Genomic DNA, 22580 nt, shown 5'->3' on the forward strand with positions numbered 1-22580 from the left:
CAGAAATTGTATGCAATCTGAAGCCCGAAATATCTCGCGTTTCAGCCGGCCTTGAACCTGTCGAAAGCGGTGAGATATTTGACTGTCGGGTCGGCATCCCAGCGGTAGATTTCGGTCCGCAGGAAATGCAGCTCCTCATCGAGCTTTTCTTCAGGCAGTTCCACCCACCAGGATTTCGGCCGGCCATCGGAACCGTCGGACCAGCGATAACCCCGCTTTTTCAGATGATCCTTCATGTCGAAGGGGCTGTTTTCCGCGTAGAGGCGCACCCTTGACCGCTGGCTCGCCTCACGGAGCTCGGCAAAGGGCGTGCTGCTTTGGCCGGGGCGTGTCTGCTCCAGCACTTCCAGCAGGGCGAAACAATCGTCCACCGCGCGATGGCCGTCGTGGAAATAGCCTGACTGTCCGATCAGATAGCCAAGCTTGTTGCCCTCGAAACCACGCACCCGCCAGTCTATTTCCGAAACGGAACAGGCCCAGGCCTTGTCACGGAAGATCGGTGAGAAGGCCTCGCAAAATGGGCGGTCGAAACCCGCATTGTGCGCGACGATCAAATCAGCATCGGCAATGAGGGAAGTCAGCCGCGCCATGTCGATCGACTGTCCCGCAACCATCTCGTCGGTAATCCCGGTCAGGCGGGTGATTTCTTCGGGAATGGCAATAGCAGGCTGCCGCAACCCGCCATAGATGCCGGTGACATCGCCGATCGCACCGTTATCGTCGAATGTGAAGGTGATGACGCCGATTTCGATGATCTCGTCCGTGCGATGGTCGAGGCCCGTCGTTTCCGTATCGAGGATGACGCCTTGGCGGGGAAATTCCGGCCTTGGCCGATCAACGATCGTGCGCGGCTGCAGCCGGCGCAGGACACGATAATTGCCGGTGGATTCAAGGTATCCGGCAAGGGTCTCATCGTCCGTAGCGGTCTTTTGGGTCGTTTCGCGACCACCCGCTTTTCGCCCTCTTTCAGCCTGAGGAAGCCGCGCTGACGCGGGAGCGAAAAAATCCAACTGGGAGGTCATTATGCGCCTGTCCGCCTTGCCCGCAAATCAAGATTAAGTACTCCAACATATGCGCACAGGCTCACAGTAACAACAGCGGTCACTCTCATCCACAGGAACGGGATATATCACGGGGTACAGTTAAGGGTTGCGGCTTCAATTTACGATGGTAAAAAAACACACCGTTCCCGTGTTTCAGGAGAGAAGAAGAATGCCGCTTCCATCACCTTCCAACCCGAAAACGCTTGCCGACCAGGGCCAGTTGAAGCTCTTTCCGCTACAAAGCGGCCCGCACTTTGCCAATGTCGGCCTGACCAACGGGGCGAGCGGCATTGTTTTTACGGGCTATACGCGCGATGCGAGTCTGGACAATGAAGCCTTCTCCTGCTGCGGCAGCTACACCCTGCGCAATTCCGTCCACGCCGCGATTGCCGGCACGACCAGCGACAATTGCACGGTCTTTGCCCTGAAGAGCATCATCAACCAGCGCCCCTGCCTGGCGGTTGGGAAATTCGACCCCGATGGCAAGCCGCTGGAATTGTCGAAGTCGGAGTTCGATCAGGTCACCAAACCACTGTTCCAGTTCGCGGACAAGGTTTCGCCGATCCTCGGCAGCGAGCCGGCGCCCGGCATCCAGATCCGCAGCGGCGACGCCTCCTATAATTATCAGGTGGATGCGCGCAGCGGCCGCTTCCGCTTCACCTATAAGGACGCCATGAACGGCGGGCGTTTCGGACCTTCGGCCGACGGCAATCTCTCTCTCGAGCACGACGGTCATCGCCTCGCCAGAATAAGTGCTGGCGGCAGCTATAGCAGTTCGGACAATTCGATTGCCGCCTCGGCCTATCGGGATATCGATTCCCGCGGCTTCGAGACGACGGTGCGCAGCGGCCAGGCTTCCGCCATGTTCGGAAGAACCTACACGGAAAACGCCATTACCCGCAAAATGGGCGTCGGTTACGGCAACACCTCGTTCCGGCGCGAAGATACGCCGGGCGGAACGATCAAGGAAAGCCTTGGGCACAAGCTGGACAAGGTCACACTTGAAGTATCCCGCACGCGCGACCGGGCAAAGGGCACCGAATATATGCTGACCATCAAGATGGAGCTCTGAGGCACTCGGGAACCGGAGCGGCTGCGACGGACCTTCTCAGGAGGCTGGACGATTGAGAAGCGTCTCGCAGTTGGCGGGATTGCCGATGATCTCACTCGTCTTGATAGTTGAGGCGGCATTCGCGGTGATCTTGATGATGCAGTCGCGGCGATGTTCCTTGATCTTCATGCCTTCGGTTTCCGAGACCCTCGCCTGCCCGTCCACGGTCTTGACTTCGCGCCTATTGCTGAGGCCGGCATAGGTCTCCACATCGACCTTCAGCCAATAGGACTCGGTTTCGCCGTTTTCGATGATAACCTTGTTCGGGCGGCCAAGCCGGGCGATTGCGGCGTCACGCGGTTGCCCCACGAAACTTGCGACCGTGCGGGAGACCTGCGTCTCCCCGGTGCTGGTGCACCCCGAAACGACGACCAGAACGGCCGCCAGACATCCGGTTTCAAACCATTTCATTTCCAGATCATTCCCCACACATGCAGCCGACCCCTGTCGGCCAGCATTCGCGGCAAATCTATGCACGATCATTCCCCCCCTGAAAGATGGGACGGCCTTCAAGCCGATCAACTTGTTATGATCAGCCTTGTCGCGGGAGGAAGACTTATCGGTCCGACGCGGCCGTTTTTACCGGTTGCGAAACACGGTGCAGGGAACACCCGCCCGCCGGATATCGCCACAAAGGGTGTTGGCTTCGGCTCTGGTTTCGCGGCCGATGCGGGCGGCATAACGCGGCCGCGACCCGAAGTTTCCACCCCTCTGCCGCACGATCAGAGCCCGTTCGGCATTCAGCGGTTCCGAAAGCTGCAGGATCGCCCGGGTGAACAGCCGGTTCGCTACAGCAGGGTTATAATGCGCCGCAAGCTGCACGCCCCAGGGCGCCCAGTCGGCTGATGCAATGAGGACGGGATCGTTCATGGTGCGGGTGTCGGCGAGGCGCACGCATGCATCAAGGAAAGGGCGGCTGTCATCCAGTGCCGGCGCCGCCTTTTCCGGCGGGTTGTCCTTCCAGCTCTCCACCGGATAACCGGTGATCGCAAACACATAATCCCGGGTCTCGGTCGGCAGGCGGCCGTTGGCGATGAAGTTCCGCAAGCCCGCCTCGCCCGCATTATAAGCTGCGGCGGCAAGGCCGAAATTGCCGAACTGCACATTCAATTCGGAGAGATAACGGGAAGATGCCTCAAGGGCGGCGATGATGTTGAAACTGTCGTCAAGACCGCGAAGCCGCGCCGTTCCCGGCATGAACTGGGCGATGCCTTCCGCCCCCTTCGGGCTGACCGCACTCGCCCGGAACAGGCTTTCCCGCCAGATCAGCCGTGCGAAATAATCAGGCGGAACGGCATGGCGGGCGGCCAGAACCTCCATGGCGTGGCAGAGATCATTATTGTAACTGCCGGCATTGATGCACAATTCCGGCGCGACATCATGGGTGTAGGCGCAGGAGGTCTTTCCCTTGGCGGGCTCTTCCGCTTGCGCCGCGCCGGAGGCTGCGGCCAGCAGACAGATGACAAGAGCCAAGCGGCTTATCGATATCCCTGCCAAGCGCGCGTCCCCGAAAACTCCAAACACAATATGCCTGTTATCGGCCAGTCAGGAAGATATGCCCAGCTTGCGGGCTTGTCATCCCGTATCGTCAGATGGGACGATGAGCCAAGCCAATCACGCCGACATCATCCTCGGGCTTGTCCCGAGGATCTGCAACCTCCTGATTTTATTAAACGTCATCCTCGGCACGAGGCCGGGGATGACTTCGAGAGGATGCGCACTTTACCACCGGGCTCAGGGCGACTGCAGCCCGACTCTAAAAGTCCTGCCATTCCTCATGATTGACAGCAACCGCTGCTGAACCGCGCGCCGCAAGCGGGCGAGATGCGCCACGACGCGGGCTCGCCGGCACGGGTTGCTGCTCGAAGCCCCCCCGCGGCGAGGCTGTGTATCGTGTCGCGTCATCGAACCGGAATTGCCCGAGAAGCTCGAACAGCGCGGTCGCTTCCCGCGCAAGGCTGTGGCTTGCGGCGGTCTGCTCCTCCACCATGGCGGCATTCTGCTGGGTGCCCTGATCGACGGTATTGACCGCCTGATTGATTTCCGCAAGCGCCGTGGACTGTTCGCGCGCTGCATCGACAATCGCCACGACATTGGTGTTGATGTCCCGCACCTGCTCGGCGATTTCCTGCAGCGCCGAGCCAGCCCTGGTGACAAGACCGACGCCGTTTTCCACCTGCGCGCCGGAGGCATTGATCAGGCTCTTGATTTCCTTGGCCGCCGTTGCGGAGCGTTGCGCGAGTTCGCGAACCTCCTGCGCAACCACGGCAAAACCCTTGCCCGCCTCACCCGCACGGGCGGCTTCCACGCCGGCATTCAGCGCCAGAAGATTGGTCTGGAACGCGATCTCATCGATCACGCCAATAATGTTGGAGATTTCGCGCGATGATTTTTCAATCTGGTCCATGGCGCCGATCGCATCACGCACCACCTGGCCCGAATGTTCCGCATGATCACGGGCGCGGGCGACAATCTTGCCCGCCTCTTCCGCGCGGCGGCTTGAATCGTTGACGGCAGTGGTAATTTCTTCCAGCGCGGCTGCCGTTTCCTCGATGGAAGCGGCCTGCTGCTCCGTACGGCGAGCGAGATCATCGGCAGCGGACCTGATCTCGTTGGAGCCGGAAGAAATCGCGCCGGCATTTTCAGACACCAGCGTCATTGCCCTCTTGAGCTTTTCCGAAGCAGCGTTGAAATCCGTGCGCAATCTTTCAAGCGAAGGGATGAAAGGCTTGTCGATGCTCTGGGCAAGATCGCCCTCGGCCAGATCGGTGAGGCATTGCGCAAGTTTTTCGACATTTTCGACGCGGCCGGTCACATCGGTCGCGAATTTGACGACCTTGAACACCTTGCCGTTGAGATCGAAGATCGGGTTATAGGACGCCTGAATGAAGACCTTGCGGCCGCCCTTGCCAAGCCGCATGAACTCGTCCGCAACGAGATCGCCGCCGGCCAGCCTTTCCCAGAACTGCTTATATTGCGGCGACTGCGTATAGGCCGGTTCGCAGAACATGGAATGATGCCTGCCCTGCACTTCCGCCAGCGAATACCCCAGCGCCGCCAGAAAATTCTCGTTGGCGGTCAGCACCTCTCCATCAGGGGAGAATTCGATGATGGCCTGCGCCCGTGACAGGGCGTCGATCTTGCCCGCATCTTCCGCCGCCTTCAGCTTGCGATCGGTGATATCGGTGGCGATCTTGACCACTTTCACCGGCTTGCCGCGACGAAACACCGGATTGTAGGATGCCTCGATCCAGACTTCGCGGCCGCCCTTGCCGATGCGCTTATATTGCCGCTGATCGAACTGGCCGGCCGAAAGCTTGGACCAGAAGGCCTTGTAATCCTGCGAAGACACGATGGAGGGCTCCACGAACATGCTGTGGTGCCTGCCGACGATTTCCGAAAGCTCATAACCGAGCGCCCGACAAAAATTCTCATTGGCGGTAAGAATCTTTCCCGAAAGGTCGAATTCTATAATGGCCTGGGATTTGGAAAGCGCGGCGAGAACCGCAAAAGCATTGGCACCACGATCAAGAATACTCACGCACAATCCTCCGATTAAAATAGAATGTTTACATCCAAAATTATTCACTAATATTACGATTACATTATTAAATTACATTTAAGGACAATATTGATTTTTGTCATATGTATTTAAATGGCCCATAAAAATGTCCATTCTCCGGTTTTCCTTTAAAAATTTCAGGCGCGTTCCCGTGGTTGAAGTCACGACGGTGTAACAGTTCTATCGTTACTTTGGCTCCGGGTCCGTAGCTTGCTTTCCGTCTAGATCGCAAGGCTCGGCAATGCATTGGGAAAACATGGCTGATTTGATGGTCGTGTTTGCGGTGTGGGCCTATGTCGGCGGATTTTATTGGCTGACCGCCCTATTGGCGCTGGCTTAACGGTGGTCGACGCAGCGTTTTCGGAACGTTTGCGCCGCGGCTGCATTTTATGCCTGATGGGGAGCCGGCAATAGGCAAGCAAGTTGACCGGCGACAGGGGGACGATTTCAACTAGGGAGGATTATGCACGTGGAAAAGAACACGATCTGTATCTGGTACGACAAGGATGCGGAGGCAGCCGCCAGATTTTATGCCGAGACCTTTCCAGACAGCGCGGTAACCGCCGTCCACCGTGCGCCGAGCGATTATCCGTCCGGCAAGAAGGGAGACGTGCTGACGGTGCAGTTCACCGTTGCAGGCGTATCCTGCATCGGCCTCAATGGCGGACCGGCCTTCAAACAGAGCGAAGCTTTTTCGTTCCAGATATCGACCGAAGACCAGGAAGAGACGGACCGCTACTGGAACGCCATCGTCGGCAATGGCGGTGAAGAAAGCGCCTGCGGCTGGTGCAAGGACAGATGGGGCGTCTCCTGGCAGATCACGCCGCGTGTGCTGATGGACGCCATGGCCGCCGGCGGCGCGGAAGCCAAGCGCGCCTTCGACGCGATGATGGATATGAAGAAAATCGACGTTGCTACCATCGAAGCCGCACGCCGAGGTTGACTTGCGAGAGATGTTCAGCAGCAAGTAGTGAAACGGGCCAAAAACGTAAACCGCTTGATAAATAAGGATAAATAAAGGTTTTCCGGCTTTTCCGCCGCGCAGATTTGGCTGCGCGGCCAGTCATCATAAAATGTTCAACAAAATGTAAGCGATCCGTCAAAGACGGCTGTTAGCAGAGCCCGTGGCTACGTGCCGGGGACATGAGGTCCTTGCCGAGCAGGCCATCATTCCATCAACGGGGCTAACTCATGAAATCTTCCGCTCTGACTTCCTTCGTGGCCGGCGTCGCCATCGCCGCCGCCTTCGGCGCCACGGCCGCCCAGGCAGAAAAGACCAAGTTCGAATTCTGGTACGGCCTTTCCGGCGATCTTGGTGACCGCGTGCAGGAGACCTGCAAGAAGTTCAACGATTCCCAGGCCCAGTTCGAGATCGTCTGCACCTCGCAGAACGATTACGAATCCACCCTGCAGAACACGATTGCGGCCTACCGCGCCAAGAAGCAGCCCGCCATCACCCAGATTTATGACGCCGGTACGCTGGACATGATGCTGTCCAAGGCTTTCGTCCCCGCCAAGAAGCTGATGGCCGACAATGGCTACAAGATCGACTGGAACAATTATTTCCCCGGCATCGCCAATTATTACACCACGGCCGCCGGTGAGTTGAACTCGTTCCCTTACAATTCCTCCACGGCTGTCTTCTATTACAATGTCGACGCTTTCGAAAAAGCCGGCATCACCTTCAAGCCCGACACCTGGGAGCAGGTTGAAGAAGCTTCCAAGAAGCTGAAGTCCGCCGGTTTCGAATGCCCGCTCGCCTTCAACTTCGACACCTGGATGCTGATGGAGCAGTTCTCCGCCATCCACAACCAGCCGATCGCCACCAAGGGCAATGGCTATCAGGGTCTCGACGCCGAACTGACGATCAACAAGACCAAGTTCGTCGATCAGGTCAAATTCTTCAAGAAGATGCAGGACGAGAAGCTGTTCGTCGTCAAGACCAAGCAGCTCGGCATGGACATCCTGCCCGCCTTCACCTCGCAGACCTGCCAGATGTTCATGTCCTCAATCGCCAGCCACGGCACCGTCGGCAAGGCCATGCCTGAAGGCGTGAAGTGGGACGTCGCCATGCTGCCGATCTGGAAGGGCGCGGAGCGTCACAACTCGCTGGTCGGCGGCGCTTCGCTGTGGGTGATGGCCGGTCGTCCGGACGCCGAATACAAGGGTGCAGCCGCATTCCTCAACTTCATCGCCCAGCCTGATATGGTTGAGTGGTGGTCGACCGTTACCGGCTACATCCCGGTTACCAAGACCGGCTTCGACGCCATGAAGGCCAATGGTTTCTACGACAAGGCTCCCTACAAGGGCCGCGAAAAGGCGATCGAGAGCCTGACCTTCACCCCGCCTTCCGAATATACCCGCGGTATCCGCCTCGGCGGTTTCACGCAGATCCGCAAGGAAGTCGCCACTTCGCTCGAAGCCATCTTCATGCAGAACGCCGATATCCAGGCTGAACTCGACAAGGCCGTCGAGCGCTCCAACACCGGTCTGCGCCGCTTCGAAAAGACCTATGAAGGCGCCAAGCTGAACTAAGCGCTCTTTCATCGCTGCCAGAAGCCTGTCCGGACAATCTCCGGGCAGGCCCGCCGAAATCTCGAACATTGCCGGACTCCAATGGAAAAGCGTACCGTCTTCAAAAGCACGTGGCTGCCTGTGCTCTTCGCCCTGCCGCAGTTCCTGCTCATCCTTCTGTTCTTCTATTGGCCGGTTGCGGCGGTGCTGAACTGGGCATTCACCCTGGAACCGCCCTTCGGCGGCCAGGCGGAATTTGTCGGCCTGGCCAATTTCGTGGAAACCTTCGGTGATCCGCTTTATTGGCAATCGATCCTAACGAGCCTGATCTTCGCGATCGCCGGTCCGTTTTTCGCGATCCTCATCGGCCTCGTGCTCGCCCTTGCGGTCGACCGCCAGCTTCCTGGCTCCGGCTTTTTCCGGGTGCTTTATATCCTGCCCTATGCGATTGCCGGTCCCGCCGCCGGCATGGCCTTCCGCTTCATCCTGTCGCCGGAACGCGGTCTCGCCGCATCGCTGAATTCCTGGTGGCCGGATATCTGGAACCCGGCCAAATACGGCGAACACGCGCTCATCCTCGTCATCGTCATCTTCATCTGGAAATGGGCGGGTTACACCTTCATCTTCCTGTTCGCCGGCCTGCAATCCGTGCCGCGTTCGCTGACGGAGGCCGCCGCCATGGACGGCTCCGGGCCCATTCGCCGCGCCATCGACATTCAGGTGCCGCTGCTCGCGCCAACCCTGTTCTTCCTGACCGTCATCATGATGACCGAGGGTTTCGTCGGCGCCGATACGTTCGGCATCGTTGCCTCCACCACCGAGGGCGGCCCCAACCATGCTACCGAAGTGATGGTCTACCGCATCGTCAGCGAAGCCTTCGAGGGGCTGAATTATTCCGGCGCCTCGGCGCAGAGCCTCGTCCTCATCGGCCTCATCATGGTCTTCACCTTCATCCAGTTCCGCTTTGTCGAGCGGCAAGTCCATTACAAGTGAGACGGCCATGATCCAGCGCACCCCTTACGCCGACGCCCTGACCTATGCGATCATGGCGGCCGGCCTCCTCCTGCTTATCGGCCCCTTCATCGTCGTTATTTCCGGCGCCAGCCAGACGGTCCAGCAGGTCAACAGCGTCCCCTTCAGCTTCATGCCGCAGGGCGAATTCTTCACCAATGCGCAGGCTGCCTGGCAACGCGCCAATCTCGGCAACGCCCTCTTCAACAGCATCATCATGGCGACGCTGGTCACCATCGGAAAGGTCGCCCTTTCGGCCTTCACCGCCTTTGCCATCGTGTTCTTCCGCTCGCCGCTCAAACACCTGTTCTTCTGGACGGTGTTTATCACCCTGATGCTGCCGCTCGAAGTGCGCGTGGTGCCGACCTATTCGGTCGCCGCCGATCTTTTCCAGCCGTTCCGCTCGATTCTCGGTCTGTTCGGCATCGAGGTCACGCTGGAATGGAACCTCCTCAACTCCTATGCCGGCCTCACTTTGCCACTGATCGCCACCGCCACCGGCACCTTTCTCTATCGGCAGTTCTTCATGACGATACCGGACGAGCTGGCGGAGGCCGCGCGCATGGACGGTTCGGGTGCCGCGCGTTTCTTCGTGGACATGCTGCTGCCGCTGTCGCGCACCAACATGCTTGCGCTCACCACCATCATGTTCGTTTATGCCTGGAACCAGTATCTCTGGCCGCTCCTGATGGTCACGGACCCTTCCTACAAGACGGTGATGATGTCGCTCCGCGCGCTTTTGCCCGCCGATGACGGCACGCCGGACTGGAACGTCACGCTGGCTGGCTCCCTCATCATCATTCTGCCGCCGCTTCTCGTCGTGGCCTTCCTGCAACGCTGGTTCGTCCGCGGTCTAGTCTCGTCCGACAAGTAACAGCGCGGCTCTCAACAACAAGGTTTTCTATCATGGCTCAGATCGATATTCGTCAGGTCCGCAAATCCTACGGCAAGACGCCCACCCTGCACGGGGTGGACCTCTCTTTCGACTCCGGCGAATTCGTCGTCATCCTCGGCCCCTCCGGCTGCGGCAAATCCACGCTGCTGCGCATGATCGCCGGTCTGGAGGACATCACCTCGGGCGAAATCGCCATTGGCGGGCGCGTGGTCAACACGCTGGAGCCGCGTGAACGCGGCTGCGCCATGGTGTTCCAGAATTACGCGCTTTATCCGCATATGTCGGTGGCCGGCAATATCGGCTATGCGCTGAAGGTCGCCGGTGTTCCCAAGGCCGAACGCCAGCGCCGCATCGAGGAAACCGCAAAGATCGTCGGCCTCTCCGATTATCTGGAGCGCAAACCGGCCGCCCTTTCCGGCGGCCAGCGCCAGCGCGTCGCCATGGCCCGCGCCATCATCCGCGAACCTGCGGTGTTTCTTTTCGATGAGCCGCTCTCCAACCTCGACGCCAAGCTACGTGTGACCATGCGCGCGGAAATCCGCAAGCTGCACCAGCGTCTCTCCGCCACATCGATCTTCGTCACCCATGATCAGGTGGAAGCCATGACGCTGGCCGACCGGCTGGTGGTGATGAACAAGGGCAATGTCGAGCAGGTCGGCCATCCGCTGGATATCTATCATCGCCCGGCCAGCACCTTCGTGGCGTCCTTCATCGGCTCGCCTGCCATGAACCTGTTCGCCACGAGGGTGGAGGTGGAATCCCCTGCCGTGATGCTGGATGGCACACCGGTGAAACTCTTCCCCGAAACCGCACTGGAATTGCGCGGCCGCGACGTGACAGTGGGCATCCGCCCGGAACAATGCGTCGTGAGCACGGACGGCGCGGGCGTACCGGCTATCGTGGATTTCGTCGAAGAACTGGGCTCGGGCCGCATCGTCCATGCCAATATCGCCGGCGAGACCTTCTCCGCCGCCATCGGTGAAGACCTCTCGGTAAAACCCGGCCAGCGCGTCCACCTCGATCTCCCCACCGCCCACCTCCACTTCTTCGATCCCGCCACGGGCAAGCGTATCGAAACGGAGGGCGCCATCGAAACCACCCGTATCGGCAACGAGAAACTGCTGGCGGTTTAAGCGCCGCGCAAGATGCCTCCGGTGCGGCTTCGGATATGGTCCGTCCGCACCGGCTCCTGCAGAGATGCAATCTTGGTGCCTTGCGACTGATTACACCAGATATATTACATCAGGAAATTCAATCAATATTTTGATTTCTATATATTAATTAGAATCTGCATGCCAGAGAAATGCTTGCCGCCACCCATCTTAGTGCGGCCACTCCGCTGTTACACTTCGAAGATGACCGAGCGGCTGCCGCCACGGGATCACCGCCAAATGCAGAATTTCAGCAAAAATCTTTCGGTTCGGAAATCATAATCGGAATAGTCTTCGCCGCGTCGATCGTCCGGCAGGGATATCGTCGCGACAAGCAAAGGCCTGCCTGCAGTTAAAGCCATCAGCAACGCGCCGCGCGAGCCGAAAACATCAACGAAAGCGAAGCCATGGCAAATGATCGCAAACTGCATCTCGGCGCCTTCATGCGGCCCGTCAGTCTCCACACGGGTGCATGGCGTTATCCGGGCGCCTTCCCGGATGCGAATTTCAGTTTCGCCCATCTCGCGCGCTTCGCACAGCAGCTCGAGGCCGCGAAATTCGATGCATTCTTTATGGCCGATCATCTGGCGGTGCTGAACATGCCCACGGAGGCGTTGCGCCGCAGCCATACCGTCACCTCCTTTGAGCCCTTCACCCTGCTTTCGGCGCTCGCCGCCGTCACCTCCCGCATCGGGCTGGTCGCCACCGCCTCCACCACATTCGATGAGCCCTATCACGTCGCCAGGCGTTTCGCCTCGCTCGATCACCTCAGCAATGGCCGCGCCGGCTGGAACATCGTCACCACGTCAAATCCCGACGCAGCCCGGAATTTCGGCCGCGAGGAACAGCCTGACCATGCAGAGCGCTATGGCCGTGCGCGGGAATTTTACGATGTCGTCACCGGCCTCTGGGATTCCTTCTCGGACGACGCCTTTATCCGGGATGTCGATAGCGGGCTGTTCTTCGATCCCGATAAGATGCATGTGCTGGACCACAAGGGCCCCGAATTTTCCGTGCGCGGACCGCTCAACATCGCGCGCCCGGTGCAGGGTTGGCCCGTTATCGTTCAGGCAGGGGCTTCCGAGCCGGGACGCCAGCTTGCCGCCGAAACCGCGGAGGTCGTTTTTGCCGCAACACCCACGCTTGCGGCAGGAAAGGCCTTCTATAAGGACGTCAAGGACAGGACCGTCGCGGTGGGTCGCTCCCGCGACGGAATTGTCATCCTGCCCGGCGCTTTCGTTCTCGTGGGTGACAGTGTGGAAGAGGCAAAGGCCAAACGCGCCAGGCTCGACAGCCTTGTCCATTATGACAGCGCAATCGCCTCGCTTTCCATTGCGCTCGGCCACGATGTTTCGGGTTTCGATCCCGATAGCCCCCTGCCTGATATTCCCGAGACCAATGCCAGCAAATCCAGCCGCGAAAGGGTCATCGAGCTTGCCCGAAGCGAAGCCCTGACGGTGCGCCAGCTCGCCCAACGGCTGGGCGGCTATGCGGGTCTTGCCTTTGTCGGCACGCCAAAGACCATCGCCGACGAAATGGAGCAATGGCTCCACGAAGAGGGCTCGGACGGTTTCAATGTCACCTTCCCCTTCCTGCCAGCCGGCCTTGACGACTTCACGACGCAGGTGGTGCCGGAGTTGCAAAGGCGCGGGCTGTTCCGCAAGGACTATGAGGGGCCGACATTGCGCGACCATCTTGGCCTGCAACGGCCGGCCAATCGTTTTTTTCCTGAATAACGCGCCATCGCGCCAATCGCACTCGCGGTAGGGAGATTTTCCACGCCGCTCGCAAAGTTTGGCATGGGGTTCCAGAACGGCGGATTGACCTTAAAAACACCCGCCCATACCCTTTAAGTACACAAATTACATAAACTAGGTAGATTAATATGAAAGCCGAACATTCCCGCCGCCAGATCCTCAAATTCGGTATTGCAGGCGCGCTCGCAGCACCACTTGTCACGGGCAATGCCCTGGCCCAGAGTTCGCCGGAATTTCCTGCGGAGCTGAAGCTGGACTGGGGGTTTTACTCCTCCCACACGCTGCTGATAAAGAACAAGGGCTGGCTTGAGGAGGCTTTCAAGGATGTCGGCACCAAGATCACCTGGGTGCAATCCCGCGGCAGCAACAATTCGCTCGAATTCCTGAAAGTCGGCTCGACGGATTTTGCCGGCTCGGCCGCACTATCAGCCTTTCTCGCCCGCGCCAACGGCGTGCCGCTGAAGGTGATCTATGTGGCGAGCTGGGGCGGTTCCTCCATCATTCAGGTGCGCCCGGACTCGCCGGTCAAGACCGTCGCCGATCTCAAGGGCAAGACCATTGCGGTGACCAAGGGCACCGCGCCCTATTTCACCCTCGTCCGCGCGCTTGACCAGAACAAGCTGTCCATCGACGACCTCAAGGTCGTGAACCTGCAGCATCCGGAAGGTTTCAACGCGCTTCAGCAGGGTCAGGTGGATGCCTGGGTCGGCATCGATCCGCATACCTCCCAGGCCGAGCTTGCGGGCGACCGGGCGATTTTCGATGAGCGCAGCTGGCGCGACGGCAGCGTCTTCAGCGTTTCCGAGGAGTTTCTGGCGAAGCACCCGAAAGCGGTCGACAGGCTTCTTGGCGTCTGGGTGCAGACGCAGAAATGGATCCGTGAAAACAAGGGCGAATTCATCGATTTTGTCACGCAGGTCACCGGCAACGATCCCAAGATCACCAAGCTGACGATCGAGAAGCGCGACTGGAAGGATCCCGTTCCCGGTGAGGAATTGCTGAGCTCGATCCGCATCGTCACGCCGCTCTTGGGCGACGACGTCCTGCGCCCGGGCGTCAATGTCGACACTGTCCTGTCATCGCTGATCGATCCGGCACCGGCGAAAAAGGCACTTGGCGCATGAATTCCCATCCGCGCGAATTCCAGCGCGTGAAACAGACTGCGAAACAATTCCCTTCCCGGTTGCCACTTGCGCAAAGGGTGGGGAATTTCCTTGGCCGCTTTGATCTGCGCGGCGCAATCGTGCCGGTCGGGTCACTGCTGCTGCTCGAGCTTTTTGTCCGCCTCGGCTGGGTCAGCCCCTTTGTGCTGCCGCCGCCCTCCGAACTTTACGACACCTTCCTGCGGCTTGCGGAAGGTCCCCTGTGGACGAATGTTGCGGCCAGTACCGCGCGCGTCTTCGTCGGCTTCGTCATCGGCTCCCTGCTCGCCATCGTGGTCGGTTCGCTGGTGGGGCTGGTGATCGCCGCCGAGCGTTATCTCGAGCCGACATTTCAGGCGCTGCGGGCGGTCCCAAGCCTTGCATGGGTGCCGCTGCTGATGATCTGGTTCGGCATCGGCGAGACCTCGAAAATCGTGCTGATCGCCAAAAGCGCGTTTTTCCCCGTCTACCTCAATCTTTTTTCCGGCATCCGAAATGTTGACCGCAAGCTGGTGGAGGTTGGCGAGATGTATCGTCAGCCGCTGCCCGTGCTGGTTTGGCGGATTTTCATTCCCGCCTCCCTGCCGCATCTCTTCACGGGCCTGCGTTACGGGCTGTCGCTTGCCTGGCTGAGCGTCGTCGCGGCCGAGCTTCTGGCCGCGTCCGAAGGTATCGGCTACATGCTGTCCGACGGGCGGGAGCTTTCCCGGCCTGATCTCGTCATGATCGCCATCATCTGCCTTGCGGTGCTGGGCAAGATTTCCGACAGCCTCTTCAAGATTGTCGAAGACCGCTGCCTGCGCTGGCGCGACAGCTATCCCCTTCAGCAGGAAGGACGCCTGCGATGAGTTTGCTCAATGTCGATGTGCGCGAAAAGGCTTTCGGCGACACGGTGATCCTTCAGGATATCCAGCTCACGCTGGGTGATGGCGAAGCGGCGGTTCTCCTTGGCCCCAGCGGTTGCGGAAAGAGCACGCTGCTGCGCATCGCCGCCGGCCTCGACCGGCGTTTTTCAGGCGCTGTCAGAGTTCAGCAAGACGAGGAGAAGGCATCGGACTCACCGCCCATCGCCTTTGTCTTTCAGGAACCCCGCCTGATGCCGTGGCTGACGGTTGCCGAAAACATCGGTTATGCGGCCGGCAGGAAATATGATGTCGAGCGCGTGAAGGGGCTGATTGACGATGTCGGTTTGAGCGGCCATGGCGGCGCGCTGCCGAAGGCTCTTTCGGGCGGCATGGCGCAACGTGTGGCGATCGCAAGAGCGCTCTATACAGAACCGCGCATCCTGCTGCTCGATGAACCCTTCAGTGCGGTCGATGCTTTCACCCGGATGAAGTTGCAGGACCTTGTGCTGAAACTCGTTGAACAGCGCGGCATTTCCTTCCTGCTCGTCACCCACGATATCGACGAGGCGCTCTATCTCGGTGACCGGATCTACATGATGGGCGCCCATGACGGCCGTATCCAGCAGCGGATAGAGGTGGACGTGCCGCGCCCGCGCGACCGGCGGTCTCCTGAGCTCGCAGACCTCAAGAACGAGGTGCTGACCGCCCTGCACAATGCCCACGTCATCTGAACAGCGCCGCCCTCACCCTTTCACGCCGGACGAGATCATGATCGCTTCCGTCACACGCCGCTGGAAGATGACATAGGCGATGATGACCGGCAGCGCCGCCAGCATGGCGATGGCCATCAGGCGCGCATAAACAATGCCGAAAGTGTCGTTGACCTGGGTGATGCCGACGGGGATCGTCATCATGTTTTCAGAGGTGACGACCAGGAAGGGCCAGAAGAAGGCGTTCCACACCGTAATGAAGGTCACGATCGCCATGGCGGTGGTGATCCCCCAGTTCAGCGGCAGATAGACCTTGAACAGGATGGTATATTCGCCGCCGCCATCCAGAACCACCGCTTCGCGCATCTCCTTCGGCACGCTGTCGAAGAACTGCTTGTAAACGATGATGACGATGGGCGTGATGAGCTGCGGCAGGATGATGCCCGCCCAGGTGTTGATGAGGTTGAGGTTCTTCATCAGGATGAACTGAGTGACGACGAGCGTCTGCGCCGGCACCATGAAACTCGCAAGCACGATGCCATAAAGCAGACGCCGTCCCGGAAAGCGGATCTGCGACAGGGCATAGGCGCACAGCATCGAAATCAGCAGCACGGAGACAGTGACGATTGCGGCGGTGCCGATGGAATTTACGTACCAGGTCAACAGCCGCGTGTTGAAGAGGGCGTTCACATAAGCCCCCAGCTGAAACTCATCTGGCAGCAGCGACATGTTGCCGGCAACATTATTGTCCGAACGTAACGACGTCACGAAACCCCAATAGAGCGGAAAGATCCACACGAGCGCCGCTGAGAACGTCAGCAGGGTCAGAACGACGTTTTCTAGTCTTTTCGTGAAGCTCATGAGTTCCTCCGGATGCGCAGCAACTGGAACTGGAGAATGGAAACGGTGACGATCAGCAGGAAGAGCACGGTGGCGACGGCGGAAGCGTAACCGCCATTGTTCAGCTGGAACGCCTCGCGATAGACCTTGAGCAGAAGCACGAAGCTGGAATTGAAGGGCCCGCCGCCGCTCAGGAGATAGATCTGGTCGAATATCTTCAGCTGCAGGATCAGTTGCAGTGTGAGAATGAGCGCGGTGACGGGCCAGAGAAGCGGCCATGTCACCCGCCAGAAGCGCTGCCACGTCGTTGCGCCGTCAAGTGAGGCCGCCTCATAAAGCTCCGTCGGAATATTGCGCAAACCGGCGATGAACAGCAGCACGTTGAAACCGTTCGTCCACCAGATGGTGACGACGGCAACCATCGGCATGACCCAGTAGGGGTTCTTGAAAACCGCGACCGGCTTGCCGGCAATCAGCGAAATCACCGGCTGGAGAATGCCGAACTGCAGATCGAGCATCCACGCCCAGATTTCCGTGACGACCGAAACCGGCAGCACATAGGGAAGGAAAAACAGGCTCATGGCGATCGTCTGCTTCACGCCCGAAAGGCGGCTGACGGCGAGAGCGATCATCAGGGCGATGACGGTCGTCGGCACGACGGTCAGAAGCACGAAATAGCCGTTGTTCTTCAGCGACGTGACGAAGAGACGGTCGCTCAGCAGCTTTGCGTAGTTCGCGAACCCCACCCAGTCACCATCGCCGATCAGCGGCGCATCGGTGAAACTGATGCGGACCATCTCGATCAGCGGGTAAAGGAAGAAGGTGACGAAGACCACGATGAACGGCGTCACCATCGACAGCGCGATCAGCGATTTCTTGCGCCGGTTTTCAATCATAGCCATGGAATGTCTCCGGAACCTTGCATTGCGTGCTGCCCTCCGGCCAGAAACCGGAGGGCAGGTTTCCTGTTACTTCAGCTTGCTTTGCAGCTCTTCCCTGATCTGCTCCACCGCATCCGTGCCGCTCATGAAGCCCTGAATGGCCGGGGCGATGACGTTGAGAGCCGCATCATAGGCGGGCGAAGCGACACCGGTGATCGTCGTCTTCGGATCGAACACCGCCGCTTCCGCCAGCGATGCATAGGTGGCGTTCGGCTGCATCGCCTTGTATTCGCTGCTTTCGGTGATCGATTTATAGGCCGGAATATGGCCGGCATCGGCCCAGCTGATGGCGTGTTTTTCCATCCAGCCGATCACCTTCATCACGGCGGCGCGCTTTTCGCCGGAAACGGTCTTGTCGCCCTGATTGGGGATGGCGAAAGCGTGCGAATCCGCCCAGGTGGCGCGTTTGCCCATGAAGGGCGGAACCTCGACCGCGCTCCACTTGAAGCCCAGCTTGCCGTTTTTCTCCAGGTCCTTGTAGGTCGGCACTTCCCAGACACCGTTCAGCTGGAAGGCAGATTTTCCGGCGGAAAAGAGCGCAACGGAGGCTGGATACTCAGCCTGTTCCGGCGCCCAGCCGTTTTCGCGCCATTTCGACATGGTGTCGATTGCCTTGGCGGCCTTTTCGGCATTGTCGCCGGCCAGCACCTCGCCATTGGTGACGAGTTCGCCGCCCTGCTGCGAGAACAGGGTGTAAAAGACGCGCCAGACACCGGCTTCGCCGCCGGACTGATAGGTGACCGGCGTTTGGACACCCTTTTCCTTCGCCCAGGCCAGCGCCTTTTCAAAATCATCCATCGTCTGGATGCCGGTCAACTTGCCTTCGGCATCGAGGTAGGGCGAGCCTTTCAGGAGATCGGCATTGTAATAAAGAACAAGCGCGTGAATATCGAAGGGCACGGCATAAAGCTTGCCGTCATGGGTCGCCGCTTCAAGCGGCGCGCCGAAGAAATCGTCTTTCTTCAGGCCGGCCTCCTCGAGATCCTTGTCGGTAATCTCGCTCAGCACCTTTTCCTGCAGGGCGAGCGGCGCACGCGACAGGTGGTAGGTCATGACATCAGGCCCCTCCCCGACGGCAGAGGCGGTCCGCACCTTGGTATAGAAGGGAACGCCCCATTCCAGCGTCGTCCCCTTGACCTGGATATCCGGGTGCTCCTTGTTGAAGGCATCGATCAGCGCCTTCATGCGCACGCCGTCACCGCCGGACAGAAAGTCCCACCAGACGATATCCTGTTTGGCCAGCGCCGGCAGGGCGGTCAAACCCAGAACCGTGCCAACAAGCAATGTCTTGATCAATCGCATCGTTCACTCCTCCCGTTTATGTGGAAACACCCCTTGAAGAGGCGGTCTGCTGCATCGAAAGACGCCTCCTCGCGCCTATCGCAACCTTTTGCCATCCGTGTCGAAAACCAGAATATGGTCGGGCGAGGCGCTCAGCGACACGGACCGGCCGTCCAGACTTTCGCGCGAACCCTGCCGCTGCACGATGATTTCCTTGCCTGACGACGCGCGGGTATAGAGGTAGGAGACATCACCCAGCTCCTCCGTCACCTCGACATTGACAGGCAGGGCGCCGTCCTGCGAAATCATCAGATGTTCGGGCCGAACGCCTATTTCGACCCGCTGGCCGGCGGAAACAGGCTGCGAAAGCCGCGCTTCGAGATGTCTCTGGCCGCCATCGAGCGAAAGCGTCACCACGCCGTTTGCCTGCTCGACAATTTCCGCCTGCAGGAAGTTCATCGCCGGCGAGCCGATGAAACCCGCCACGAAACGGTTATCCGGATCGTCATAAAGGGTAAGCGGTGCACCGGCCTGCTGCACCACACCGCCCTTCAGCACGAAGATCTTGTCCGCAAGCGTCATGGCTTCCACCTGGTCATGCGTGACATAGATCATCGTGGCGCCGAGCTTGCGATGAAGCCGGGTCAGCTCCAGACGCATCTGGACACGCAGTTCCGCATCGAGGTTCGACAGCGGCTCATCGAAGAGGAAGACCTTCGGCTGCCGCACGATCGCGCGGCCTATCGCCACACGCTGCCGCTGGCCGCCGGAAAGCTGCGAAGGCTTTTTATGCAGATGGTCTTCGAGCTGCAGGATGCGGGCAGCCTCGCCCACCCTCTCATTCACCTCCGCTTTCGGGCGGCGCGCGAGACGCAGGCTGAAGGCCATGTTCTCGAACACGCTGAGATGCGGATAAAGCGCATAGTTCTGGAACACCATCGCGACACCGCGATCGGCCGGTTCGACGGCCGTGACATCGCGGTCGTCGATGGCGATATGCCCGCCGCTGGTCTCCTCAAGACCAGCGATCATGCGCAGCAGCGTGGATTTTCCGCAGCCGGAAGGCCCGACGAAAACCGCAAAGCTACCGGTCGGGATTTCCATCGAGACATCCCGGATCGCGGCGAAGGATCCGAAGGACTTGGCGATATTGTTGAGACGGACACCCATGGCCGCCTCACTGAACCTTCAGCCGCAGCACATGGTATGACAGCGCCGGCACGGAACCCTTCAGCGCCCCGTCCTCGACGCCGACGCCGCTGCCGGGCACCGGCACGACACGATCCGGCTGATCCGGACCATTACCGACGCGCAGGTCATATCCCGCCATGGCCAGATGCAGGTCGAGCGTGGCCGAGGAGAAGCCAGTGAGGCTGACATTGATCTCTGCCGCCTCGGTCAGATAACGATTGAGCACGAACAGCGTCACCATGCCTTCCGCCTCGTCATAGACACCGGCGACATCCAGATATTTGACGTCATCGGCCGCGTTGCAATCATAAGTCGGGCAATCGACCGCAACATTCAGCGCAACGCCACGGCCATAAAGCGAGGCGAACTGATAGGGATAATAGATCGTCTGACGCCAGGCCGGCCCGTTCTTTTCCGCCCGGATGGGGGCGATGACGTTGACGAGCTGGGCGATGCAGGCGATGCGCACGCGGTCCGAACGGCGGATGAACTCGTTGAGCAGGCCGGCGACAAAAAGCGCATCTTCGAAGTTGTATGTCTCTTCCAGAAGTGCCGGCGCTTCCGGCCAGTCCCAGCTCTTGATGCGTTTGCCGTCCTCGTCGCGGATGTGATACCAGACGTTCCATTCGTCGAAGCAGATGGAAACATCGTTCTTGGCGCGCTTCTTCGCCTTCACATAATCGATGACGCCGGCGATGGTCTGGATGTAACGCCCGGTCTCCTCGATCTTGCCGAAATAATTCAGCGTGTCGCGGCTGTTATTGCCGAAATATTTGTGCAGCGAGATGTGATCGACATTCTCGTAGCATTCCTCCAGCACCTCGCGTTCCCATTCGGGATAGGTCGGCATACCGTCATTGGAACTACCGCAGACGATGGCTTCAATCGTCGGATCGAAGCCCTTGAAGGCCTTGGCGGTTTCGTTCGCCAGGCGGCCATATTCCACCGCGGTCTTGTGGCCGATCTGCCAGGGGCCGTCCATCTCGTTGCCGAGGCACCACATTTTCACGTCGTGGGGTTTTTCCGTGCCGTGGCTGCGGCGCAGATCGCTAAGCGCGGTGCCGCCCGGAAAATTCACATATTCAAGGAAATTACGGGCGTCATCCAGACCACGAGAACCAAGATTGACGGCGAGCATCATCTCGATACCAGCCATCTGCGCCCAGTCGGCGAACTCGTTGATGCCGATCTGGTTGGTTTCCTTGGAGCGCCATGCGAGGTCGAGGCGGATGGGGCGCTGGTCGCGCGGCCCGATGCCGTCTTCCCAGCGATAGGCCGAAACGAAGTTGCCGCCGGGATAACGGATGGCCGGAATTTTCAGGTCCTGAACAAATTTCAGGACGTCCTTGCGGAAGCCGTTCGCGTCCGCCTGCGGATGGCCGGGCTCATAAATCCCGCCATAGATCGCACGCCCCATATGCTCGATGAAGGCGGAATACAGACGATCGTCGATACGCCCAATCCGGAAGTCCCGGTGGACTGAAACCCGCGCTTTCATAGGCTCTCCTCCCTGCGCATTTATATCTTAAAATATGATATGAACCATATTTGATAATATAGTTGCCGAGGGAATCCGCGCCTGTCAACCGCGAAAATCATACTTTTGAAAATTGGCTGGATCAGTCAGCGGTGCGCAGGCGCAGGACGATGTCCTGATCGTAATTTCCGAAGCCGCGGCCAAAGATATTCAGCCCGCCTGGATGTTTTGCATCAGCCTTGACCTCGATGCGCAACCGGATGGAGCGGTGGCTGGCCAGATCGATATCTGCCAGCGTCACATCCGAAATCCGGGTTCCGTCAACATAGGTTCCCTGCGCGGTGATGCGCCAGGTCTTGAGCATGCCGTATTGGGAACCGGAGAGTTTCCACCAGTCTGGCGTAAATACGCCCCGCTTGTCGCCGAAGTCGCCGGGCGAGGTCCACACACCGATTTCCCTGCCGTTGACGGACAGCGTGATGTCGGACGGCCAGTCACTGTGCGTTCCCGGCACCTCGGAACTGACCTCCATCGAAAACTCTATTTCCTCGACGCTACGCCCTTGAATCTTGGCATTATTGGGGAATTGATACTCCACAAAACCCGATGTCAACCACAGCAGCGCCGTCTTCATCCGGTCTGGATCCATGAAAGTATCGGGCACATCAAGAAGGCCGATAATGCCCTCCGGCGAGCAGATACCGCAGGGCGCGGTGACCGAACTCTGGGTATAAAGGCCGAGCGGCATGGCGACCGCGATGTAATTTGATGCCGCCGGCGCCTCGGGTTTCCGGAAGGAAACGATGAGTTCATCACAGGTGGCAAAGCAGATTTTCTGGTTGCCCTTGCGCGCCTTGCGCGTCTCGGTTCGCAGCAGCCCCGCCTCCTCGAGAACGGCCACGCCGGCGGAAACGGTGGACTGCGGCAAATCCAGCCTCTGCGCAATTTCGTTGACATTCAGGCCGCTCGCCTCGTGCAGCAGCTTCAATATCTGCACGCGGATCAGCGACGCCGCCGCTTTCAGGACATCAAACTCTTTTTCAGCATCAACGAGAAGGAAATTGGGCGCCATATTCTAATCTTCAGATTTATCGATCCAGATCAGAATT

The 22580-nt window shown here is 59.2% G+C and carries 21 protein-coding genes; 10 read left to right on the plus strand and 11 right to left on the minus strand.

Annotated elements, in window-relative coordinates; all coding sequences use genetic code 11:
- Nucleotides 1–41 precede the first annotated feature (41 nt).
- Nucleotides 42–1022 (minus strand): 3'-5' exonuclease, encoded by a 981-nt coding sequence (locus tag V6S97_RS16830; RefSeq protein ID WP_080864982.1) that lies wholly within the window; start codon nucleotides 1020–1022, stop codon nucleotides 42–44.
- 190 nt (nucleotides 1023–1212) lie between these two features.
- Between V6S97_RS16830 and V6S97_RS16825 the strand changes: the two genes are divergently transcribed.
- A complete protein-coding gene (locus V6S97_RS16825) occupies nucleotides 1213–2115 on the plus strand; it encodes a hypothetical protein (RefSeq protein WP_080864981.1) in 903 nt (300 codons plus the stop codon).
- 36 nt (nucleotides 2116–2151) lie between these two features.
- Here the strand turns inward: V6S97_RS16825 and V6S97_RS16820 are convergent, their stop codons facing one another.
- The 3 genes from V6S97_RS16820 to V6S97_RS16810 form a co-directional block, all read right to left on the minus strand.
- Entirely contained in the window at nucleotides 2152–2565 is a 414-nt protein-coding gene (locus V6S97_RS16820; RefSeq protein WP_162691920.1) for a hypothetical protein, read from the minus strand.
- Nucleotides 2566–2733: 168 nt separating this feature from the next.
- A complete protein-coding gene (locus V6S97_RS16815; protein ID WP_112278173.1) occupies nucleotides 2734–3627 on the minus strand; it encodes a lytic transglycosylase domain-containing protein in 894 nt (297 codons plus the stop codon).
- Between the two features lie 283 nt (nucleotides 3628–3910).
- Nucleotides 3911–5695, minus strand: a complete 1785-nt coding sequence (locus tag V6S97_RS16810; protein WP_080864977.1) for a methyl-accepting chemotaxis protein — start codon at nucleotides 5693–5695, stop codon at nucleotides 3911–3913.
- A 490-nt stretch (nucleotides 5696–6185) separates the two neighbouring features.
- On the opposite strand from V6S97_RS16810, the gene V6S97_RS16805 reads away from it, so the two are divergent.
- The 5 genes from V6S97_RS16805 (at nucleotide 6186) to V6S97_RS16785 (ending at nucleotide 11269) form a co-directional block, all read left to right on the plus strand.
- On the plus strand, nucleotides 6186–6659 hold the full coding sequence (locus V6S97_RS16805) for a VOC family protein (protein WP_031234446.1): 474 nt from the start codon (nucleotides 6186–6188) through the stop codon (nucleotides 6657–6659).
- 248 nt (nucleotides 6660–6907) lie between these two features.
- Nucleotides 6908–8251 (plus strand): extracellular solute-binding protein, encoded by a 1344-nt coding sequence (locus V6S97_RS16800; protein ID WP_334427555.1) that lies wholly within the window; start codon nucleotides 6908–6910, stop codon nucleotides 8249–8251.
- Between the two features lie 81 nt (nucleotides 8252–8332).
- On the plus strand, nucleotides 8333–9223 hold the full coding sequence (locus V6S97_RS16795; protein WP_003508200.1) for a carbohydrate ABC transporter permease: 891 nt from the start codon (nucleotides 8333–8335) through the stop codon (nucleotides 9221–9223).
- 7 nt (nucleotides 9224–9230) lie between these two features.
- Nucleotides 9231–10115 carry an ABC transporter permease subunit gene (locus tag V6S97_RS16790; RefSeq protein ID WP_003508199.1) on the plus strand — a complete coding sequence of 295 codons (885 nt, stop codon included), beginning with the start codon at nucleotides 9231–9233 and terminating at the stop codon, nucleotides 10113–10115.
- Nucleotides 10116–10147: 32 nt separating this feature from the next.
- Complete coding sequence (locus tag V6S97_RS16785) at nucleotides 10148–11269, plus strand: sn-glycerol-3-phosphate import ATP-binding protein UgpC (RefSeq protein ID WP_020812839.1); 1122 nt, start codon at nucleotides 10148–10150, stop codon at nucleotides 11267–11269.
- 248 nt (nucleotides 11270–11517) lie between these two features.
- Here V6S97_RS16785 and V6S97_RS16780 read toward each other — a convergent pair whose 3' ends face one another.
- Nucleotides 11518–11718 (minus strand): hypothetical protein, encoded by a 201-nt coding sequence (locus V6S97_RS16780; protein ID WP_060726495.1) that lies wholly within the window; start codon nucleotides 11716–11718, stop codon nucleotides 11518–11520.
- On the opposite strand from V6S97_RS16780, the gene V6S97_RS16775 reads away from it, so the two are divergent.
- The 4 genes from V6S97_RS16775 (at nucleotide 11695) to V6S97_RS16760 (ending at nucleotide 15762) form a co-directional block, all read left to right on the plus strand.
- Entirely contained in the window at nucleotides 11695–13023 is a 1329-nt protein-coding gene (locus V6S97_RS16775; protein ID WP_020812837.1) for an LLM class flavin-dependent oxidoreductase, read from the plus strand. The genes V6S97_RS16780 and V6S97_RS16775 overlap by 24 nt on opposite strands.
- 149 nt (nucleotides 13024–13172) lie before the next feature.
- Nucleotides 13173–14168: an aliphatic sulfonate ABC transporter substrate-binding protein gene (locus tag V6S97_RS16770; RefSeq protein ID WP_112278171.1), complete on the plus strand. Its 996-nt coding sequence runs from the start codon at nucleotides 13173–13175 to the stop codon at nucleotides 14166–14168.
- Nucleotides 14165–15034 carry an ABC transporter permease gene (locus tag V6S97_RS16765; RefSeq protein ID WP_112294025.1) on the plus strand — a complete coding sequence of 290 codons (870 nt, stop codon included), beginning with the start codon at nucleotides 14165–14167 and terminating at the stop codon, nucleotides 15032–15034. Before V6S97_RS16770 ends, V6S97_RS16765 begins: the two co-directional genes overlap by 4 nt.
- Nucleotides 15031–15762 (plus strand): ABC transporter ATP-binding protein, encoded by a 732-nt coding sequence (locus V6S97_RS16760; protein WP_112278169.1) that lies wholly within the window; start codon nucleotides 15031–15033, stop codon nucleotides 15760–15762. Before V6S97_RS16765 ends, V6S97_RS16760 begins: the two co-directional genes overlap by 4 nt.
- A 12-nt stretch (nucleotides 15763–15774) precedes the next feature.
- On the opposite strand, the gene V6S97_RS16755 is transcribed toward V6S97_RS16760, so the two are convergent.
- The 6 genes from V6S97_RS16755 to V6S97_RS16730 all read right to left on the minus strand — a co-directional run bounded on the left by V6S97_RS16755 (nucleotide 15775) and on the right by V6S97_RS16730 (nucleotide 22543).
- On the minus strand, nucleotides 15775–16602 hold the full coding sequence (locus V6S97_RS16755) for a carbohydrate ABC transporter permease (protein WP_003508186.1): 828 nt from the start codon (nucleotides 16600–16602) through the stop codon (nucleotides 15775–15777).
- Nucleotides 16599–17483 (minus strand): carbohydrate ABC transporter permease, encoded by an 885-nt coding sequence (locus V6S97_RS16750; RefSeq protein WP_162687303.1) that lies wholly within the window; start codon nucleotides 17481–17483, stop codon nucleotides 16599–16601. Before V6S97_RS16750 ends, V6S97_RS16755 begins: the two co-directional genes overlap by 4 nt.
- A gap of 66 nt (nucleotides 17484–17549) precedes the next feature.
- Nucleotides 17550–18824 (minus strand): extracellular solute-binding protein, encoded by a 1275-nt coding sequence (locus tag V6S97_RS16745; RefSeq protein ID WP_080864974.1) that lies wholly within the window; start codon nucleotides 18822–18824, stop codon nucleotides 17550–17552.
- A gap of 75 nt (nucleotides 18825–18899) precedes the next feature.
- The gene (locus V6S97_RS16740) at nucleotides 18900–19973 is read right to left on the minus strand and encodes an ABC transporter ATP-binding protein (RefSeq protein ID WP_334427554.1); all 1074 of its coding nucleotides are present in this window, start codon (nucleotides 19971–19973) and stop codon (nucleotides 18900–18902) included.
- A gap of 7 nt (nucleotides 19974–19980) precedes the next feature.
- Complete coding sequence (gene arfA / locus V6S97_RS16735) at nucleotides 19981–21492, minus strand: arabinosylfuranosidase ArfA (protein WP_112294024.1); 1512 nt, start codon at nucleotides 21490–21492, stop codon at nucleotides 19981–19983.
- Between the two features lie 121 nt (nucleotides 21493–21613).
- Nucleotides 21614–22543, minus strand: coding sequence for an ArsR/SmtB family transcription factor (locus V6S97_RS16730; RefSeq protein ID WP_020812829.1), 930 nt, complete (start codon nucleotides 22541–22543; stop codon nucleotides 21614–21616).
- Nucleotides 22544–22580: the final 37 nt, after the last annotated feature.

It is taken from the genome of Agrobacterium sp. CCNWLW155, assembly GCF_036888815.1.
Lineage (GTDB): Bacteria > Pseudomonadota > Alphaproteobacteria > Rhizobiales > Rhizobiaceae > Agrobacterium > Agrobacterium radiobacter.

Coding starts and splice junctions, on each gene's coding strand:
- V6S97_RS16760 (WP_112278169.1), top strand. CDS start 15,031: ATGAGTTTGCTCAATGTCGATGTGCGCGAAAAGGCTTTCGGCGACACG.
- V6S97_RS16780 (WP_060726495.1), bottom strand. CDS start 11,718: ATGCAGTTTGCGATCATTTGCCATGGCTTCGCTTTCGTTGATGTTTTC.
- V6S97_RS16800 (WP_334427555.1), top strand. CDS start 6,908: ATGAAATCTTCCGCTCTGACTTCCTTCGTGGCCGGCGTCGCCATCGCC.
- V6S97_RS16755 (WP_003508186.1), bottom strand. CDS start 16,602: ATGAGCTTCACGAAAAGACTAGAAAACGTCGTTCTGACCCTGCTGACG.
- V6S97_RS16785 (WP_020812839.1), top strand. CDS start 10,148: ATGGCTCAGATCGATATTCGTCAGGTCCGCAAATCCTACGGCAAGACG.
- V6S97_RS16830 (WP_080864982.1), bottom strand. CDS start 1,022: ATGACCTCCCAGTTGGATTTTTTCGCTCCCGCGTCAGCGCGGCTTCCT.
- V6S97_RS16775 (WP_020812837.1), top strand. CDS start 11,695: ATGGCAAATGATCGCAAACTGCATCTCGGCGCCTTCATGCGGCCCGTC.
- V6S97_RS16825 (WP_080864981.1), top strand. CDS start 1,213: ATGCCGCTTCCATCACCTTCCAACCCGAAAACGCTTGCCGACCAGGGC.
- V6S97_RS16820 (WP_162691920.1), bottom strand. CDS start 2,565: ATGAAATGGTTTGAAACCGGATGTCTGGCGGCCGTTCTGGTCGTCGTT.
- V6S97_RS16790 (WP_003508199.1), top strand. CDS start 9,231: ATGATCCAGCGCACCCCTTACGCCGACGCCCTGACCTATGCGATCATG.
- V6S97_RS16770 (WP_112278171.1), top strand. CDS start 13,173: ATGAAAGCCGAACATTCCCGCCGCCAGATCCTCAAATTCGGTATTGCA.
- V6S97_RS16730 (WP_020812829.1), bottom strand. CDS start 22,543: ATGGCGCCCAATTTCCTTCTCGTTGATGCTGAAAAAGAGTTTGATGTC.
- V6S97_RS16750 (WP_162687303.1), bottom strand. CDS start 17,483: ATGGCTATGATTGAAAACCGGCGCAAGAAATCGCTGATCGCGCTGTCG.
- V6S97_RS16765 (WP_112294025.1), top strand. CDS start 14,165: ATGAATTCCCATCCGCGCGAATTCCAGCGCGTGAAACAGACTGCGAAA.
- V6S97_RS16795 (WP_003508200.1), top strand. CDS start 8,333: ATGGAAAAGCGTACCGTCTTCAAAAGCACGTGGCTGCCTGTGCTCTTC.
- V6S97_RS16740 (WP_334427554.1), bottom strand. CDS start 19,973: ATGGGTGTCCGTCTCAACAATATCGCCAAGTCCTTCGGATCCTTCGCC.
- arfA (WP_112294024.1), bottom strand. CDS start 21,492: ATGAAAGCGCGGGTTTCAGTCCACCGGGACTTCCGGATTGGGCGTATC.
- V6S97_RS16745 (WP_080864974.1), bottom strand. CDS start 18,824: ATGCGATTGATCAAGACATTGCTTGTTGGCACGGTTCTGGGTTTGACC.